The sequence below is a fragment of the Streptomyces sp. NPDC002853 genome (assembly GCF_053591915.1).
Genome location: NZ_JBSFUS010000003.1, coordinates 354,472 through 371,408, shown reverse-complemented (window position 1 = coordinate 371,408; position 16,937 = coordinate 354,472). Strand labels below are relative to the sequence as shown.

12 protein-coding genes are annotated in these 16,937 nt (G+C 68.1%); 7 read left to right on the top strand and 5 right to left on the bottom strand.

Translation table 11 applies throughout. The features are described 5' to 3' along the window. Window positions 1-103: 103 nt before the first annotated feature. The 5 genes from ACWD02_RS09595 to ACWD02_RS09575 all read right to left on the bottom strand — a co-directional run bounded on the left by ACWD02_RS09595 (window position 104) and on the right by ACWD02_RS09575 (window position 5,536). Window positions 104-1,405 carry an alpha/beta hydrolase gene (locus ACWD02_RS09595; RefSeq protein WP_451206679.1) on the bottom strand — a complete coding sequence of 434 codons (1,302 nt, stop codon included), beginning with the start codon at window positions 1,403-1,405 and terminating at the stop codon, window positions 104-106. Between the two features lie 151 nt (window positions 1,406-1,556). Further along, window positions 1,557-2,369, bottom strand: a complete 813-nt coding sequence (locus ACWD02_RS09590; RefSeq protein WP_451206676.1) for a succinate dehydrogenase/fumarate reductase iron-sulfur subunit — start codon at window positions 2,367-2,369, stop codon at window positions 1,557-1,559. Further along, window positions 2,366-4,303 carry a fumarate reductase/succinate dehydrogenase flavoprotein subunit gene (locus ACWD02_RS09585; RefSeq protein ID WP_451206673.1) on the bottom strand — a complete coding sequence of 646 codons (1,938 nt, stop codon included), beginning with the start codon at window positions 4,301-4,303 and terminating at the stop codon, window positions 2,366-2,368. The genes ACWD02_RS09590 and ACWD02_RS09585 overlap by 4 nt, the downstream gene beginning before the upstream one ends. Beyond that, window positions 4,303-5,136: a hypothetical protein gene (locus tag ACWD02_RS09580; protein ID WP_451206670.1), complete on the bottom strand. Its 834-nt coding sequence runs from the start codon at window positions 5,134-5,136 to the stop codon at window positions 4,303-4,305. Before ACWD02_RS09580 ends, ACWD02_RS09585 begins: the two co-directional genes overlap by 1 nt. 85 nt (window positions 5,137-5,221) lie before the next feature. Further along, window positions 5,222-5,536: a hypothetical protein gene (locus tag ACWD02_RS09575; protein WP_451206668.1), complete on the bottom strand. Its 315-nt coding sequence runs from the start codon at window positions 5,534-5,536 to the stop codon at window positions 5,222-5,224. A 366-nt stretch (window positions 5,537-5,902) separates the two neighbouring features. Between ACWD02_RS09575 and ACWD02_RS09570 the strand changes: the two genes are divergently transcribed. The 7 genes from ACWD02_RS09570 to ACWD02_RS09540 all read left to right on the top strand — a co-directional run bounded on the left by ACWD02_RS09570 (window position 5,903) and on the right by ACWD02_RS09540 (window position 16,813). Then, window positions 5,903-8,200: an ABC transporter family substrate-binding protein gene (locus ACWD02_RS09570; protein ID WP_451206666.1), complete on the top strand. Its 2,298-nt coding sequence runs from the start codon at window positions 5,903-5,905 to the stop codon at window positions 8,198-8,200. 344 nt (window positions 8,201-8,544) lie between these two features. Then, window positions 8,545-10,419 carry a translational GTPase TypA gene (gene typA, locus ACWD02_RS09565; RefSeq protein WP_399395128.1) on the top strand — a complete coding sequence of 625 codons (1,875 nt, stop codon included), beginning with the start codon at window positions 8,545-8,547 and terminating at the stop codon, window positions 10,417-10,419. Window positions 10,420-11,010: 591 nt separating this feature from the next. Next, window positions 11,011-12,636, top strand: coding sequence for a peptide ABC transporter substrate-binding protein (locus ACWD02_RS09560; RefSeq protein WP_451206663.1), 1,626 nt, complete (start codon window positions 11,011-11,013; stop codon window positions 12,634-12,636). A gap of 81 nt (window positions 12,637-12,717) precedes the next feature. Continuing rightward, window positions 12,718-13,647: an ABC transporter permease gene (locus ACWD02_RS09555; RefSeq protein WP_360767861.1), complete on the top strand. Its 930-nt coding sequence runs from the start codon at window positions 12,718-12,720 to the stop codon at window positions 13,645-13,647. Beyond that, window positions 13,640-14,596, top strand: coding sequence for an ABC transporter permease (locus tag ACWD02_RS09550; RefSeq protein ID WP_451206660.1), 957 nt, complete (start codon window positions 13,640-13,642; stop codon window positions 14,594-14,596). Before ACWD02_RS09555 ends, ACWD02_RS09550 begins: the two co-directional genes overlap by 8 nt. An 11-nt stretch (window positions 14,597-14,607) precedes the next feature. Beyond that, entirely contained in the window at window positions 14,608-15,669 is a 1,062-nt protein-coding gene (locus tag ACWD02_RS09545) for an ABC transporter ATP-binding protein (RefSeq protein WP_451206657.1), read from the top strand. After that, window positions 15,662-16,813: an ABC transporter ATP-binding protein gene (locus ACWD02_RS09540; RefSeq protein WP_451206654.1), complete on the top strand. Its 1,152-nt coding sequence runs from the start codon at window positions 15,662-15,664 to the stop codon at window positions 16,811-16,813. Before ACWD02_RS09545 ends, ACWD02_RS09540 begins: the two co-directional genes overlap by 8 nt. The last annotated feature ends 124 nt before the right edge of the window (window positions 16,814-16,937 follow it).

Genomic DNA, 16,937 nt, shown 5'->3' with positions numbered 1-16,937 from the left:
CTCGTCCGCCCCCGGCGTCGGATTCGCCGCCCGCCGTGCGCGGGCCTCCGCGAGGTGAGTGCCGTGCCGCCTCCTGCCCCCCCCTCCGCAGGGAGACCGCGCTTCACCCCGCGAACTCCACCTCCGGGTACTCCTCCGAGGGCCCGTCCAGCAGGTGATCGTCCTCATCTCGCAGCCAGCGGTCGAAGAACGACGTCGTGTACGCCCGTTGTGCTGCCACCGCCTGGCTCGGGCCCACCGTACCTATGTGCTCCTCGATGACCTTCTTGTCCACCCCTGCCTGCGGAAGCAGCGCGGCGAGGTCCGTGTACGTCTGGTGCGTCGAGCCGCGCAAGGTCAGGTTCCGCTTCCAGCCGGTCGAGTGGGACCAGAACGCGCGCCACGACGGTTCCGTCGTACGGTCACTGCCCTGCCGACCCATGAGGAGGAAGGGGCCGCTCAGGCCGTGCCGGGCCGCCGGCGTCAGATTCGTGCCATTCGGTTCGGGGTTGTTCTCCAGGGTGCCGTCCATGTTGATGCCTGCCTTGACCCGGTCGTCCTCGTACATGGTCTCGGCTGCCGCGATGCCGCCCGCCGACTGGCCGACCATGCCGACCCGCTTGCGGTCCACGACCTTGGCGAGGCCGTTCGGCAGCGAGCCGAGGCGGTCCATGACGAACTTCGAGTCGGCCACCCGGACGTCCAGGACCTTCTTGAGGAGCGCGGGCAGCGCTTCGTCCTCTTCCGCTTCCGCCAGTGCCGCGCGGAGCGGGGCGTCGTCCTTGACCGAGCCGTCGGGGAACTGCACGCCCGGCGCCTCGTACGTGTGGTCGATCGTCACCACCACATAGCCGTGGCTCGCGAGCTCCTCGACCACTGACGTGCCCCACGTGCGTGGGTCGTTGGCCCCCGCCGCGTACAGCAGGACAGGGCGCCTGCCCCCGCTCGTGTCGGCCGGCGCACCCTCCCGCGCGTGCGTGCGCATGGCGGCGAAGTCGATCGCGTCCTTCGGTATGCCGTGGGGAGACGTGGCGTTCCAGCGCTCCGCCGCTCCCGGTGCCATGTACGGAGCCAGGCGGTGTCCGGTCGCGCCGCCCGCCTTGCCCGCCGCCGGATACCAGACGCTGATCATCAGCTCCCGATACGGCACGGACCTCACCCAGGGGTCGTGCCGGGAGGTGTCGACGACGCGGGACGACACCGTGCCGATCCGGTGCGGTCCCGTGGGCGCGGGGAGCATCGCCTCGCCACCCACGGGCCCCGCCTGCGCGGGAGCCGGAGCGGGGGCCGGAGTGGAGGCCGGAGTGGAGGCAGGAGCGGCGCCCAGCGTCGCCGCCGCCAGACCGACCGCCGCGAGGCCGAGCACCGAGCGCCGGGTCACCACCGCACGAGCGGCCGAACGAGTCACAGCCGAGGAAGAGTTCATGCCTCAATGCTGATCTCGGCCCGGCCCCGTGACCATGGGGGAAATCTCGACTCTTCGGCCTGGGGGATTACCCCCAGATCCCCTAAGCCCCGAGCTCACCAGCTCCCCAGCTCCCCAGCCCTCCAGATCCCTCAGAACTCCCGGCCTCGCGTCACTTCTCCCCGCGACGCCGAATCTTGTCCCCGAGCCAGACCAGCGGATCGTACTTCCGGTCGACCGCGCGTTCCTTCAGGGGAATCAACGCGTTGTCCGTGATCTTGATGCCCTCCGGGCACACCTCCGTACAGCACTTGGTGATGTTGCAGTAGCCGAGCCCGTGCTCGTCCTGGGCGCTCTTCTTGCGGTCGATCCCGCTCTCCGCGGCCGCGTCCAGCGGGTGCATGTCCAGCTCCGCGACCCGCATCAGGAAGCGCGGACCGGCGAAGGCCGCCTTGTTCTCCTCGTGGTCACGCACCACATGGCACGTGTCCTGGCACAGGAAGCACTCGATGCACTTGCGGAACTCCTGGGAGCGGTCCACATCCGCCTGCTGCATGCGGTACTCGCCAGGACCGAGGCCCTCCGGCGGCACGAAGGCCGGCACCTCCCGTGCCTTCGTGTAGTTGAAGCCGACGTCCGTCACCAGGTCCCGCACCACGGGAAAGGCCCGCAGCGGTGTCACCGTGATGACGTCCTCGCGGTCGAACACCGACATCCGCGTCATGCACATCAGCCGCGGCCGGCCGTTGATCTCCGCCGAGCACGAACCGCACTTGCCCGCCTTGCAGTTCCAGCGCACCGCCAGGTCGGGTGCCTGGGTCGCCTGCAGGCGGTGGATGATGTCGAGGACGACCTCGCCTTCGTTGACCTCGACCTTGAAGTCCTCCAGGTCGCCGCCCTGGACGTCCCCGCGCCAGACCCGGAACCTGGCGTCGTACGACGTACTGGAAGCACCGGGAGAACTCGGCGTAGCGGCAGCACTCACTCGAAAAGCTCCTCTTCGGCCAGGTACTTGACCAGCTCTTCCTTCTCGAAGAGAGCAAGCAGGTCGTCTCGGATGGGCTCGGTGGTGACCCGCACCAGGTCGATCTGGCCGCGTACGGGATCCGTCGCCGCCAACCCGCCCGAGGGGTCCGTGAGTTGGCAGAGCAGGTTCGCGCGGCGCCATTCGCGGTTCATGCCCGGATGGTCCTCGCGGGTGTGCCCGCCGCGGCTCTCCGTGCGCTCCAGGGCGGCCCGTGCCACGCACTCGCTGACGAGGAGCATGTTGCGCAGGTCGAGCGCGAGGTGCCAGCCGGGGTTGAACTGGCGGTGCCCCTCGACACCGGCCCGCCGTGCCCGCACCCGCAGTTCCGCCAGCTTCTCCAGTGCCTGTTCCATCTCGGCCTCGCGGCGGATGATGCCGACCAGGTCGTTCATCGTCTGCTGGAGTTCCTGGTGGAGGGTGTACGGATTCTCCGGCGTCGCCCCGGTCTCGGGGCCCTCCGCGCTGAACGGCCGCAACGCCTCGGCCGCCGCCGTGTCCACCTGGACGTCGTCGATCACCGGCCTGGCGCCCGCCCCGGTGAGCCCGGAGGCGTACCGCGCCGCGTGCAGCCCGGCCCGCCGCCCGAAGACGAGCAGGTCGGAGAGGGAGTTGCCGCCCAGCCGGTTCGAGCCGTGCATCCCGCCCGCGACCTCTCCGGCCGCGAAGAGCCCCGGTACGCGCTGTGCCGCGGCGGTGTCCGACTCGACCGCGATGCCGCCCATCACGTAGTGGCAGGTCGGCCCGACCTCCATCGCCTCGGCGGTGATGTCGACGTCGGCGAGCTCCTTGAACTGGTGGTACATGGACGGCAGTCGGCGCCGGATGACCTCGGCGGGCATGCGCGTGGAGACGTCCAGGTAGACCCCGCCGTGCGGTGAGCCGCGGCCCGCCTTCACCTCGGAGTTGATGGCCCGCGCCACCTCGTCACGGGGCAGCAGCTCAGGGGGGCGGCGGTTGTGGTCGGGGTCCTCGTACCAGCGGTCGCCCTCTTCCTCCGACTGGGCGTACTTCTCCTTGAAGACGTCCGGTACGTAGTCGAACATGAACCGCTTGCCCTCGGAGTTGCGCAGCACCCCGCCGTCGCCGCGCACCGACTCGGTGACCAGGATGCCCTTCACCGAGGGCGGCCAGACCATCCCCGTCGGGTGGAACTGCACGAACTCCATGTTCAGGAGCGGCGCCCCGGCGAGCAGCGCGAGCGCGTGGCCGTCACCGGTGTACTCCCACGAGTTGGACGTCACCTTGAAGGACTTGCCGATGCCACCGGTCGCCAGGACCACGCTCGGGGCTTCGAGGACGAAGAAGCGGCCGGACTCGCGGTCGTAACAGAACGTGCCGCTGACCCGCTCATCCTCCTTGAGGACGCGGGTGACCGTGCACTCCTGGAAGACCTTCAACCGGGCTTCGTGGTCGCCGAACTCGCGCTCGTCCTCCTGCTGGAGGGAGACGATCTTCTGTTGGAGCGTGCGGATCAGTTCGAGGCCCGTCCGGTCGCCCACGTGTGCGAGGCGGGGGTACTCGTGCCCCCCGAAGTTGCGCTGGGAGATCCGCCCGTCAGCCGTACGGTCGAAGAGGGCGCCCCAGGTCTCCAACTCCCATACCCGGTCGGGAGCTTCGCGCGCGTGCAGCTCGGCCATCCGCCACTGGTTGAGGAACTTGCCGCCGCGCAGGGTGTCGCGGAAGTGGACCTGCCAGTTGTCGCCGGAGTTCACGTTGCCCATGGAGGCGGCGATGCCGCCCTCGGCCATCACCGTATGGGCCTTGCCGAACAGGGACTTGCAGATCACGGCGGTACGGGCGCCCTGTTCACGCGCCTCGATCGCGGCCCGCAGGCCCGCCCCTCCGGCTCCCACGACGACAACATCCCACTGCTGCCGCTCCACTTGAGACATCAGAACAACCTCGGATCATCGAAGACGCCGGACGCGATCAGATACACGTAGAAGTCGGCCAGCGCCACACTCACCAGGGAGGCCCAGGCGAGCAGCATGTGACGTGCGTTCAGCTTTCCGACCCACTGCCACATGCGGTAGCGCACGGGGTGCTTGGAGAAGTGCTTGAGCTTGCCGCCGACGATGTGCCGGCAGGAGTGGCAGGAGAGGGTGTACGCCCAGATCAGCGTGATGTTGACCAGGAAGATGAGCGTGCCGAGGCCCATGTGGCCCCACTCGTAGTGCTCGTCGCGGAACGACAGCACGGTGTCGTACGTGAGGATGCCCGCCACCGGCACCGCCGCGTAGAAGAAGTAGCGGTGGATGTTCTGCAGGATGAGCGGGAAACGGGTCTCCCCGGAGTACTTCTTGTGCGGCTCGGCCACCGCGCAGGCGGGCGGTGAGGCCCAGAAGCCGCGGTAGTAGGCCTTGCGGTAGTAGTAGCAGGTCAGCCGGAAGCCGAGCGGGAAGATCAGGATGAGCAGGGCGGGGGAGAGGCCCCACCAGCTGCCGAAGATCTCCCAGTTGGGCCCTGACTTCATCGGCTCGCAGTTCTCGGCGAGGCAGGGCGAGTAGAACGGTGAGACGTAGGGCGCCGCGTAGTAGTCCGCGTTCGCGAAGGCCCGCCACGTCGAGTAGACGATGAAGGCGAAGAGACCGGCGGCGGTCGCCGCGGGCGCAAGCCACCAGCGGTCGGTCCGCAGATGGGCAGCGCTGATCGCGGCGCGCGTCGCCGCTCGTACGCCGCCGGGATCCTGACCGCTTTTCAGATGGGGTTCCGTGCCAGTGGCCAACGAGGCTCCACTCCTTTGTCCTCAGATCGGCGGTCCTCAGAACGGCGGTGCTCACAAAGGGCGTGCTCAGGGCGGGTGCGGCAGCTCAAGGGGCACGCCGGTCGCGCGCGCCGAGGCCCTCGTCGTCCGAGTCCGTCCACAGCGAGCTGTCGTACGGCGCGTCGGGGATGGTGACCAGGTCGGGCCGCTTCGCCGGGGCGGCCGCCGGATCCTGGGCCGCGGCGCGCAGGAACGCGACGCTCTCGCGCAGATGGTCGGCGTCCGTGCGGACGCGGCGCACGTCGATCCCGGCAAGACCGCCCCGGGAACCTTCGCCGACCTGCTGCTCCAGCTTGCCGACGGTGCGGACCAGCTCGTCGACGCATCGCTGAACAGCCGTCAGATCATCGTGCAGAGCCATGACTTGCCCTCACTTCACGGGTGCGGCGGCAACGTTCATGCGCCTGCGAGTGTCGCGCGTCACATCCCGGCTTGTGAAGGGATCTGCAGGGATTCCCGGCTCGTACGCGCTGAAATGCGCCGGGGTGTACGCCGCCGCCGCGGCCGTGCCTCGGCGCGCGGGCCGAGGCCTTCGTCACGCTCGGTCACGCGTGGTTGGGCCGCACGAGTGGGATCTGGCGCCCCCACGCCGTGTCGCTCCCGCGTGCCGGGTCCCGTCCCCTTCAGTGGATCGATAGATGTGATCAGCTCCATATACCGCCAAACGTGATCAAACCCGGCCCGGTCCTGGTAGCGGGCGGCCGGGCGAGCCCCGGAGGTACCCGTCATGTCCCCAGACCGCGCCAGACTGAGATCTGCCGTGTTCCTCGCCACGGGCGTGCTAGCCCTGCCCGCCCTCGCCGCCTGCAGCTCCCAGGACGAGGCGGGCTCCCCGACCGCCGGCCAGGACATCGCCCCCGCGGCCCGGGACCACGTCGCCGACGGCGGGACCATGAACTGGGCCGTCGAGTCGATGCCGGAGACCCTCAACTCCTTCCAGTCGGACGCGGACGCGGGTACTTCACGCATCGCGGGAGCCGTCCTGCCGTCGATGTTCCGTCTCGACGCGCAGGGCAGGGCGCAGCGCAACAGCGACTTCCTGGAGTCCGCGGAGGTCGTGGAGCGCGAGCCCAAGCAGGTGGTGCTCTACAAGCTCAACCAGCAGGCGGTGTGGAGCGACGGCCGGGAGATCGGCGCCGATGACTTCGCCGCGCAGCAGCGCGCCCTGTCCGGGAAGGACAGCGCGTACTGGACGGCGCGCAACGCGGGCTACGACCGCATCGAGAAGATCGAGCGCGGCGCGGACAACCTGGAGGTGCGTGTCACCTTCCACAAGCCGTACGCGGACTGGCGTTCACTCTTCTCGCCGCTGTACCCGAAGGAGGTCATGGGCACTCCTGACACCTTCAACGACGGTGCGCGGCGCAAGCTCAAGGTGAGCGCTGGGCCGTTCGCGGTGCAGGACTTCGACAGCAAGGCGGACGAGGTCACGCTGGTGCGCAACCCGCGCTGGTGGGGCAGGCCGGCGAAGCTCTCCAAGCTGGTGCTGCGCGAGGTGCCGCGCGAGAAGCGGGCCGCCGCGCTCGCCGAGGGCAAGGTCGACCTCGCCGAGATCGACGCCCCCGAGGCCCGGCGCATCACGAACGCGGCCCGTGACAAGGGCGTCCAGGGTCCGCTCGGCCACGGCCCCGAGGCGCAGCTGACCCCCGCCAAGGCGCTGCGGTCCTGGGCGGTCGCCCACGGCTCCGACGAGGACGCGGCCGACACCGAGCAGCAGGCCCGCGAACGGACCGACAAGGCGATCAAGAAGTACGCCATTGAGCAGTCGGGCCTGCGGGGCTACACCGTCCGCAAGTCCCTCGAACCGGCCTACACCCAGCTCGCCCTCAACGGCACCGAGGGCCCGCTCGCCGACGACCGGGTGCGGCGCGCGGTGGCCAGGGCCCTCGACCGCGAGGAGCTCGCCAAGGCGGTGCTCTCGCCGCTCGGTCTGCCCGCCGAGCCGGTCGGCAGCCACCTGGCCCTCGCCGGTCAGCACGCGTACGCGGACAACAGCGGGGCCCTCGGCGAACAGGACACCGCGGAGGCGCGGGCGCTGCTCGCCGACGCGGGGTGGACGCCGGGCGGCCCGCTGAAGGAGCCGAAGGGGAAGACGGCCGGGGGCGAGGCGGACACCAAGAAGGCCAAGTCCGATGCCGATTCCGATTCCGATGCCGATTCGGACGCGGACTCGGGTGACGACGGTACGTACGTCGTCGGCGAGGACGACCAGAAGCCGGGCGACAGCGGCACCTCGGTGCTCGCGCCCGCTCCGGCGGCGGAATACCAGCGGGCGGCGCTGACCCGCCAGGCGGCGACCCTCACGGCTCCCGGCGAGGCGGACAAGGAGAAGAAGAAGGACCCCGGCGGGCACGCCAAGCAGCACGCCGAGAAGCGTGCCGACAAGCAGGCCGCCAAGGGCGGTGCGCCCGGGGCGTATGCCCCCAAGGGGACCGCGGCGCCGGCCGCCTCCGCCGCGGCGGGCGGTCCGATGGCCAAGGACGGCAAACCCCTCACCCTCCGCTTCGTGCTGCCGTCCGGTGAGGGCTCGGAGTCGCTGCGGACGGTGGCCGACCGGATCTCGCGGATGCTGGAGAAGATCGGCATCCGTACGGAGACGGCGAAGGTCGCCGACGAGAGCTACTTCAAGGACCACATCGCTTCCGGTCAGTACGACCTCGCCCTCTACTCCTGGCCCGCGACGGCCTTCCCGGCCACGGACGCGCGCCCGATCTTCGCCAAGCCGGTGCCGGCCGCTGACGGGTCGCTGAACGTCGAGCAGAACTACACGCGGGTCGGTACGGATCACATCGATCAGTTGTTCGACCAGGCGATGGGGGAGCTGGACGAGGACGAGAGCCGTGCGCTGGTCAAGAAGGCGGATGCCCGCATCTGGGCCGAAGCAGGATCGATTCCCCTCTATCAGCGCCCCCAGCTGATGGCGGCCCGCACGAACCTCGCGAACGCGGGGGCGTTCGGGTTCCAGGTGCCGAACTATGAGGACATGGGCTTCCTGAAGCAGGGCGCCAAGCCCGCGGCGAAGTAGCTCCGCCGCAGGTCAGGCTCAGATTCCCCTCAACTCCCTTGCCCGCCGCCCCCACCGGCGGGCAAGGTCGTTCCCACCCCTTGACCCGGGACACCCCTGCCCCTTTTTCCCGCTTCTGCTTCTTGCCCGCGCACCTGGAGCTCGACAGGCTCGACCGCGCGCCCGAAGTGTCCGTCCCGGACCATGAAAACCCCAGGTCAGGCCCCCCTTCAGGCCCCCGCGGAGGTGACCTCCACGTAAGGGCCGTAGACTGGGGTGAGGCCGTGGCGTGTTCTGCCCGGCAGGGCACGCGTGCCGGACCGTACGCGCGGCCATCCACTCTTCCCGGGAGAAGCGCAGCTCGTATGCCCACGCGCCATGACATTCGTAATGTTGCCATCGTCGCCCACGTCGACCATGGCAAGACCACCCTGGTCGACGCCATGCTCAAGCAGGCCGGCTCCTTCGCCGCGCACGCGGCAGAGTCCCTCGACGACCGCATGATGGACTCGAACGACCTGGAGCGTGAGAAGGGCATCACGATCCTGGCCAAGAACACGGCCGTCAAGTACCACCCCAAGGATGGCGGCGACGTCATCACCATCAACATCATCGACACCCCCGGCCACGCCGACTTCGGTGGTGAGGTCGAGCGCGGCCTGTCGATGGTGGACGCGGTCGTCCTCCTCGTGGACGCCTCCGAGGGTCCGCTGCCCCAGACCCGCTTCGTCCTGCGCAAGGCCCTCGCCGCGAAGATGCCGGTGATCCTCTGCATCAACAAGACGGACCGTCCGGACTCGCGTATCGCCGAGGTCGTCGACGAGACGTACGACCTCTTCCTGGACCTGGACGCGGACGAGGACCAGATCGAGTTCCCGATCGTCTACGCCTGCGCCCGTGACGGCGTCGCCTCGCTGACCAAGCCGGAGGACGGCACCGTCCCGGCCGACAGCGAGAACCTGGAGCCGTTCTTCTCCACGATCCTGGAGACCGTCCCGGCACCGAAGTACGACGAGGACGCGCCCCTCCAGGCCCACGTCACGAACCTGGACGCCGACAACTTCCTCGGCCGTATCGCGCTCTGCCGTGTCGAGCAGGGCGAGCTGCGCAAGGGTCAGACCGTCACGTGGATCAAGCGCGACGGGTCGCAGTCCAACGTCCGCATCACCGAGCTGATGATGACCGAGGCGCTCACGCGCAAGCCCGCCGAGAAGGCGGGCCCCGGTGACATCTGCGCCATCGCCGGTATCCCGGAGATCATGATCGGCGAGACCCTCGCCGACCCCGAGAACCCGATCGCGCTCCCGCTGATCACGGTCGACGAGCCCGCGATCTCCATGACCATCGGCACCAACACCTCGCCGCTCGTCGGCAAGGGCGGCAAGGGCCACAAGGTCACCGCCCGCCAGGTGAAGGACCGTCTGGACAAGGAGCTCATCGGTAACGTCTCGCTCCGTGTCCTGGACACCGAGCGTCCCGACGCCTGGGAGGTCCAGGGCCGTGGTGAGCTCGCGCTCGCCATCCTGGTCGAGCAGATGCGCCGCGAGGGCTTCGAGCTGACCGTCGGCAAGCCCGAGGTCGTCACCAAGCAGATCGACGGCAAGACGTACGAGCCGATCGAGCGCATGACGATCGACTCGCCCGAGGAGCACCTCGGCGCCATCACGCAGCTGATGGCGACCCGCAAGGGCCGCATGGAGACGATGACCAACCACGGCTCCGGCTGGATCCGCATGGAGTGGATCGTTCCGTCGCGTGGCCTCATCGGCTTCCGCACGGAGTTCCTGACCCAGACCCGCGGTACCGGCATCGCGCACTCGATCTTCGAGGGTCACGAGCCGTGGTTCGGCGACCTGCGCACCCGTCACAACGGCTCGCTCGTCGCGGACCGCTCGGGCTCGGTCACGCCGTTCGCCATGGTCAACCTCCAGGAGCGCGGTGTCATCTTCACCGAGGCCGGCACCGAGGTGTACGAGGGCATGATCGTCGGCGAGAACTCGCGCGCCGACGACATGGACGTGAACATCACCAAGGAGAAGAAGCTCACCAACATGCGTGCGGCTTCCGCGGACACGACCGAGAACGTCGTGCCCGCCCGCAAGCTGTCGCTCGAGCAGTCCCTGGAGTTCTGCCGCGACGACGAGTGCATCGAGGTGACCCCGGAGACCGTGCGTATCCGCAAGGTCGTCCTGGACGCCAAGCAGCGCGGCCGCAGCGCTTCGCGCGCCAAGCACGGCTGAGTGCCCAAGATCCGCTGACGTCCGGCGAATTCGGCATCCGAGGCCGGTTTCCGCCCTTCCTCCGGGAAGAGGCGGGGACCGGCCTCCGTGCGTCTGCGGGGGTTACCCCTTGCGGCGCCCTCAGGGGGCACTACGCTGGCCCGGGCCCCGGGGGCGACGGGTAATCCGCCGTCGCGACTCTCCGCGCATCTACGCGCGTCCACAGAGCCGCCCCCGAAGACGCCTCGAGTCGCCTCCGGCGTGGTCCGCCGCAACCGGTTTTCCTGGACCATCTGTCCGGAATGCGGACGCCGTTGACCGTTAGATGTGTAACACGTCCGTTTCGCAACCATCTATCTCGGATCGGTTTGTCCGGATTTTGGAAGTTGTACGCACCAGGTGTGATTGAACCGAGACCAAAAGAGTGTGGTCGGGCGGTACCTCATGGCTAATAGTTGACCGCGTATAGCTCGGGTCAATGGGTCACGCGCTGTGGGGAGCGCCGACTCACGAGCACACTGGGGTACTTCGATCTACGCGCCGTCAGGGGTGTCGGCGCGATTCCTGTACCCCCTCTTGTAGTGAACAAGTGGACTCATGAGGAGGAACCCCATGCGTGGTGCCAAGAGCGCCAAGTGGGTCGCGATAGCGGGTGTCGTGGCGCTGACGGCAACGGCCTGTGGTGGCGGCGACGACAGCAGCGGCAACAGTGGCAAGGTCGACCCGAAGGGGATCGTCAGCTACGCCAATGGTGAGCCGCAGAACGCCCTGCAGCCTTCCAACACCATGGAGGCGTACGGCAGCGTCGTCATCGACTCGCTCTTCACGGGCCTGGTCCACTACGACAAGCAGGGCAACATCACCTACGAGAACGCCGAGTCGGTCACCCCCGACAAGGCGAACAAGGTGTGGACCGTCAAGCTGAAGTCGGGCTGGAAGTTCCACAACGGTGAGGCTGTCACCGCCAAGTCGTACGTCGACGCCTGGAACTGGGCCGCCGACCCGGCCAACGGTCAGCAGAACAGCGGTTGGTACCGCGACATCGTCGGCTACGACAAGGTCCACCCCGAGAAGGGGAAGGCCAAGTCGAAGACGATGGAGGGCCTGAAGGTCGTCGACGACAACACCTTCACCATCACGCTGAACACGGGCATCCCGTACTACGCGTACAAGCTCGTCTACGCGCCCTTCTACCCGATGCCCTCGGCAGCGCTGAAGGACCCGAAGAAGTACGGCGAGGCGCCGGTCGGCAACGGCCCCTACAAGTTCAAGAGCTGGGACCACAAGAAGTCGGTGCAGGTCACCGCGTGGTCCGGCTACAAGGGTGCCAACAAGCCGAAGAACGGCGGCATCAACTTCAAGGCGTACACGACGCCGCAGGCCGCCTACAACGACCTGCGCTCGGACAACGTCGACACGATGCCGCTGATCCCGGACAGCGAGCTCGCGAACTTCAAGCAGGACTTCGGCGACCGCGCCATCGAGCAGGACTTCTCGGCGATCAACACGGTCAACCCGGCGTTCTACAGCAAGGCGTTCAAGGACGTCGACGTCAAGGTCATCCAGGGCCTGTCGATGGCCATCGACCGCGACACCATCGCGAAGACCACCTTCGCCGGTACGCGTGAGTCGGCCACGGGCTGGGTCGCCAAGGGCGTCAAGGGCTACAAGGCCGGCGCCTGTGGTGAGTTCTGCAAGTTCAACCCGAAGAAGGCCAAGCAGTTCGTCAAGGACGGCGGCGGCGTTCCCGGCAACGCGATCACCATCCAGTACAACGCCGACCAGCCGCACAAGGGCTGGGTCACGGCGGTGTGCAACAGCATCACCAAGTCGACCGGCGTGAAGTGCACCGGCGACCCGAAGACCGACTTCCAGGCCGACACCGAGGTGCGGGACAAGAAGCAGGTCAAGGCGATGTACCGGTCGGGCTGGGTGCTCGACTACCCGTTCAACGGCAACTTCCTCGCCGACCTCTACGGCACGGGCGTCGACGGCAACAAGGGCGGCTACTCGGACAAGAAGTTCGACGAGCTGACCAAGAAGGCCGACGCGGCCAAGACCATCGACGAGTCCGCGACGCTCTACCAGCAGGCTGAGAAGCGCCTGGCAGAGACGTTCCCGGGCATCCCGCTCTGGTACAACAAGACGCTCTCCGCGTACTCCAAGAACGTGAAGGACGTCAAGTTCGACCAGGCCGGAGACCCCGTCCTCACCGACATCGAGGTCTTCGAGAAGTAGGCGTCGGAGCCATTCCCCCGAAGCGACGCCCGGCGATCCCGGGCGTCGCTTCGGGCGGCTCCGGATTGGACGGAGGCACCAATGGGGCGTTATGTCGCGCGGCGACTGCTCCAGATGATCCCGGTCTTCATCGGGACAACCCTGTTGATCTTCATCATGGTCAACGTGCTCCCCGGCGACCCCGTACGGGCGCTGTGGGGCGACAAGCCGCCGGACCCGGCGCAGGTGGCGCAGATTCGCCACGACCGAGGCCTGGATCTGCCGCTCTGGCAGCAGTATCTGCATTACATGGGCGGTCTGCTGCAAGGGGACTTCGGCAAGACGATCGCCGGAAACCGGCCCGTCCTGGACGAGATCACCCAGGCGTTCCCGGTCTCGATGCGACTGGCCTCCATGGCCTGGACGTTCGAGCTCATCGTCGGCATCACGCTCGGCGTGCTCGCAGGCATCAAGCGCGGCCGCTTCGTGGACAACACGGTCACGCTCTTCACGCTTCTGGTGATCTCCGTTCCGATCTTCGTGGTCGGTCTGCTGTGCCAGCTGTTCTTCGGCAATGAGCTGGGGTGGATCACACCCACGGTCCAGGACTCCGAGAACATGGGCCAGCTGCTCGTCCCCGCGATCGTGCTCGGCATGGTCGGCCTCGCCTACGTGGCAAGACTGACGCGTACGTCGATCGCCGAGAACCGGCAGGCGGACTACATGCGTACCGCGGTGGCCAAGGGCCTGCCGCGCCAGCGCATCATCACCCGGCACCTGCTGCGCAACTCCCTGATCCCCGTGGTCACTTACCTCGGCACGGACGTCGGCACCCTGATGGGTGGCGCGGTCATCACCGAGGGCATCTTCAACGTGACGGGCGTCGGCAACCTCCTCTTCCAGGCTCTCGCCCGCCGTGAGGGCGCGGTCATCGTCGGTGTGGTCACCGTCCTGGTGCTCGTGTACCTCGCAGCCAGCCTGATCGTCGACCTGCTTTACGCGGTCCTGGACCCGAGGATCCGTTATGCCTGACCTCACCAAGACCACGGCCGCCGACGAGACGGCCGGCACGCCGGACGCACCCGTCGACGCGATCGCCGCCGGTCCCGCGCCGGGCAAGCCGCGCAGCCTGTGGAACGACGCGTGGCGGGAGCTGCGGCGCAATCCGCTCTTCGTCATCTCCGCGTTCCTGATCGTGATCCTGCTCGTGGTGGCGGCCTTCCCCGGCCTGTTCACCGACGCGAACCCGGACAGCGGTGACCAGGTCAACCACTTCCTGGGGAAGCCCGAGCTCACCCACTTCTTCCAGGCGGACTGGTTCGGGTACGACAGGGTCGGCCGCAGCATCTACTCCCGAGTGGTGCACGGCGCGCGCAACTCGATCCTCGTCGGCGTCGGCGTGACGCTCCTCGTCACCCTCTTCGGCGGACTCTGCGGCATGCTCGCGGGCTACTTCGGCGGGTTCTGGGACAGCCTCATCTCCCGGCTCACCGACGTGTTCTTCGGCATCCCGTTCCTGCTCGGCGCGATGGTCGTCCTGAACGCCTTCACCGAGCGCACGGTGTGGGTCGTCATGGGCGCGCTCGCCTTCCTGGGCTGGACGCAGATCGCCCGCGTGATGCGCGGCGCGGTGATCACCACCAAGCACGCCGACTACGTGGTGGCGGCGCGCGCGCTCGGTGCCGGGACGAAGCGGATCCTGTTCCGCCACATCCTGCCGAACGCGCTGGCTCCGGTGATCGTCGTGGCGACCATCTCGCTCGGCACGTACATCGTCGCCGAGTCGACGCTGTCGTACCTGGGCCTCGGCCTCGGTGACGGCGCCATCTCCTGGGGCGGCGACATCTCCGACGCCACGCAGGACATCCGGAACAACCCGCACACGCTGTTCTTCCCGGCAGGAATGCTGAGTATCACGGTGCTGGCGTTCATCATGATGGGTGACGCCGTACGCGAAGCCCTCGACCCGAAGCTGCGCTGAGGGAGGCGTAAATGACCAGCATCGACATCAAGGAAGACTCGGTTCCCGCCCCCCGCTCGGGCGAGGAAAAGGGCGGCAGGCTCCTGGACGTCAAGGACCTGCACGTCGAGTTCCACACCCGTGACGGTGTGGCCAAGGCGGTCAACGGCGTCAACTACAGCGTGGACGCGGGCGAGACGCTCGCCGTCCTCGGTGAGTCGGGCTCCGGCAAGTCCGTGACGGCCCAGGCCATCATGGGCATCCTCGACATGCCGCCCGGCAAGATCCCGCAGGGCGAGATCCTCTTCCGCGGCCAGGACATGCTGAAGATGTCCGGCGAGGAGCGCAGGAAGATCCGCGGCCGCAAGATCGCCATGATCTTCCAGGACGCGCTGTCGTCGCTGAACCCCGTGCTCTCGGTGGGCTACCAGCTCGGCGAGATGTTCCGGGTGCACGACGGACTCGGCCGCAAGGAGGCCAAGGCCAAGGCCATCGAGCTGATGGACCGGGTGAAGATCCCGGCGGCCAAGGAGCGGGTGAACGACTACCCGCACCAGTTCTCCGGCGGTATGCGCCAGCGCATCATGATCGCGATGGCGCTCGCCCTCGAGCCGGACCTGATCATCGCCGACGAGCCCACCACGGCTCTCGACGTGACGGTCCAGGCGCAGGTCATGGATCTCCTTGCCGACCTGCAGCGCGAGTACAACATGGGCCTGATCCTGATCACCCACGACCTCGGCGTGGTCGCCGACGTCGCGGACAAGATCGCGGTCATGTACGCGGGGCGGATCGTCGAGACGGCCCCGGTCCACGAGCTCTACAAGCGCCCCGCGCACCCGTACACGCGCGGTCTGCTCGAGTCGATTCCCCGGCTCGACCAGAAGGGCCAGGAGCTCTACGCGATCAAGGGCCTGCCGCCCAACCTGCTCCACATCCCGTCCGGCTGTGCCTTCAACCCGCGCTGCCCCAAGGCGCAGGACATCTGCCGTACGGACGTTCCGGCCCTGGTGCCGGTGGCGGAGCAGGACGGCACGGATCTGCCGGGCCGCGGCAGCGCGTGCCACTTCTGGAAGGAGACGATCCATGGCTGAGCCGCTCAAGAAGACGGACGAGCCGCAGGACGCGATGCCGAACGTCTCCGAGGTGGAAACGGTCGACGCGGCCACCGCCGAGGAGGCCGTCGCGGCCATCGAGGCTCCGGTGGAGCGCGGGGAGCCGATCCTCCAGGTCCGCAACCTGGTCAAGCACTTCCCTCTCACCCAGGGAATCCTGATCAAGAAGCAGATCGGCGCGGTCAAGGCGGTCGACGGCATCTCGTTCGACCTCTACCAGGGCGAGACCCTTGGCATCGTGGGCGAGTCCGGCTGTGGCAAGTCCACGGTCGCCAAGCTCCTGATGACCCTGGAGCGCGCCACGGCCGGCGAGGTCTTCTACAAGGGCCAGGACATCACCAAGCTGTCCGGGCGTGCGCTGAAGGCGGTCCGCCGCAACATCCAGATGGTGTTCCAGGACCCCTACACGTCCCTGAACCCCCGTATGACGGTGGGCGACATCATCGGGGAGCCCTTCGAGATCCACCCCGAGGTGGCTCCCAAGGGCTCGCGCCGCCAGAAGGTCCAGGACCTCCTGGACGTGGTGGGCCTGAACCCGGAGTACATCAACCGCTACCCGCACCAGTTCTCGGGCGGTCAGCGCCAGCGCATCGGCATCGCGCGCGGTCTGGCCCTCAACCCCGAGATCATCATCTGCGACGAGCCGGTCTCGGCCCTGGACGTCTCCGTCCAGGCCCAGGTCATCAACCTGATGGGGAAGCTGCAGGACGAGTTCAACCTCTCCTACCTCTTCATCGCGCACGACCTGTCGATCGTCCGGCACATCTCGGACCGCGTGGGCGTGATGTACCTCGGCAAGATGGCGGAGATCGGCTCCGACGAGCAGATCTACGAGCACCCGACGCACCCGTACACGCAGGCGCTCCTGTCGGCGGTCCCGGTGCCGGACCCGGAGGCCCGTGAGGGCCGCGAGCGGATCATCCTCACCGGCGACGTTCCGTCCCCGGCGAACCCGCCCTCCGGCTGCCGCTTCCGCACCCGCTGCTGGAAGGCGGAGGCGAAGTGCGCGGAGGAGACCCCGCTGCTCGCGATCCCGCAGCGGTTCGCGGGCCTGGACACCCCGGCGGCACACGAGTCGGCGTGCCACTTCGCGGAGGAGAAGGACGTCGTGCACGCGGCGTGAGCCTGTGCACGGCCTGCACGTGATGGGGGGCGCCCGGAACCACTTGGTTCCGGGCGCCCCCCATTTTCGTGCGTAACATCTGGTCGCCGCCGAGCGTGTCCGGCTCAGAAGCAGAACCTGAGGA

Excerpts from the sequence above, each read along its gene's own strand:
- ACWD02_RS09595 (WP_451206679.1), bottom strand. The coding sequence starts at position 1,405 with ATGAACTCTTCCTCGGCTGTGACTCGTTCGGCCGCTCGTGCGGTGGTG.
- ACWD02_RS09585 (WP_451206673.1), bottom strand. The coding sequence starts at position 4,303 with ATGTCTCAAGTGGAGCGGCAGCAGTGGGATGTTGTCGTCGTGGGAGCC.
- ACWD02_RS09575 (WP_451206668.1), bottom strand. The coding sequence starts at position 5,536 with ATGGCTCTGCACGATGATCTGACGGCTGTTCAGCGATGCGTCGACGAG.
- ACWD02_RS09570 (WP_451206666.1), top strand. The coding sequence starts at position 5,903 with ATGTCCCCAGACCGCGCCAGACTGAGATCTGCCGTGTTCCTCGCCACG.
- typA (WP_399395128.1), top strand. The coding sequence starts at position 8,545 with ATGCCCACGCGCCATGACATTCGTAATGTTGCCATCGTCGCCCACGTC.
- ACWD02_RS09560 (WP_451206663.1), top strand. The coding sequence starts at position 11,011 with ATGCGTGGTGCCAAGAGCGCCAAGTGGGTCGCGATAGCGGGTGTCGTG.
- ACWD02_RS09555 (WP_360767861.1), top strand. The coding sequence starts at position 12,718 with ATGGGGCGTTATGTCGCGCGGCGACTGCTCCAGATGATCCCGGTCTTC.
- ACWD02_RS09550 (WP_451206660.1), top strand. The coding sequence starts at position 13,640 with ATGCCTGACCTCACCAAGACCACGGCCGCCGACGAGACGGCCGGCACG.
- ACWD02_RS09545 (WP_451206657.1), top strand. The coding sequence starts at position 14,608 with ATGACCAGCATCGACATCAAGGAAGACTCGGTTCCCGCCCCCCGCTCG.
- ACWD02_RS09540 (WP_451206654.1), top strand. The coding sequence starts at position 15,662 with ATGGCTGAGCCGCTCAAGAAGACGGACGAGCCGCAGGACGCGATGCCG.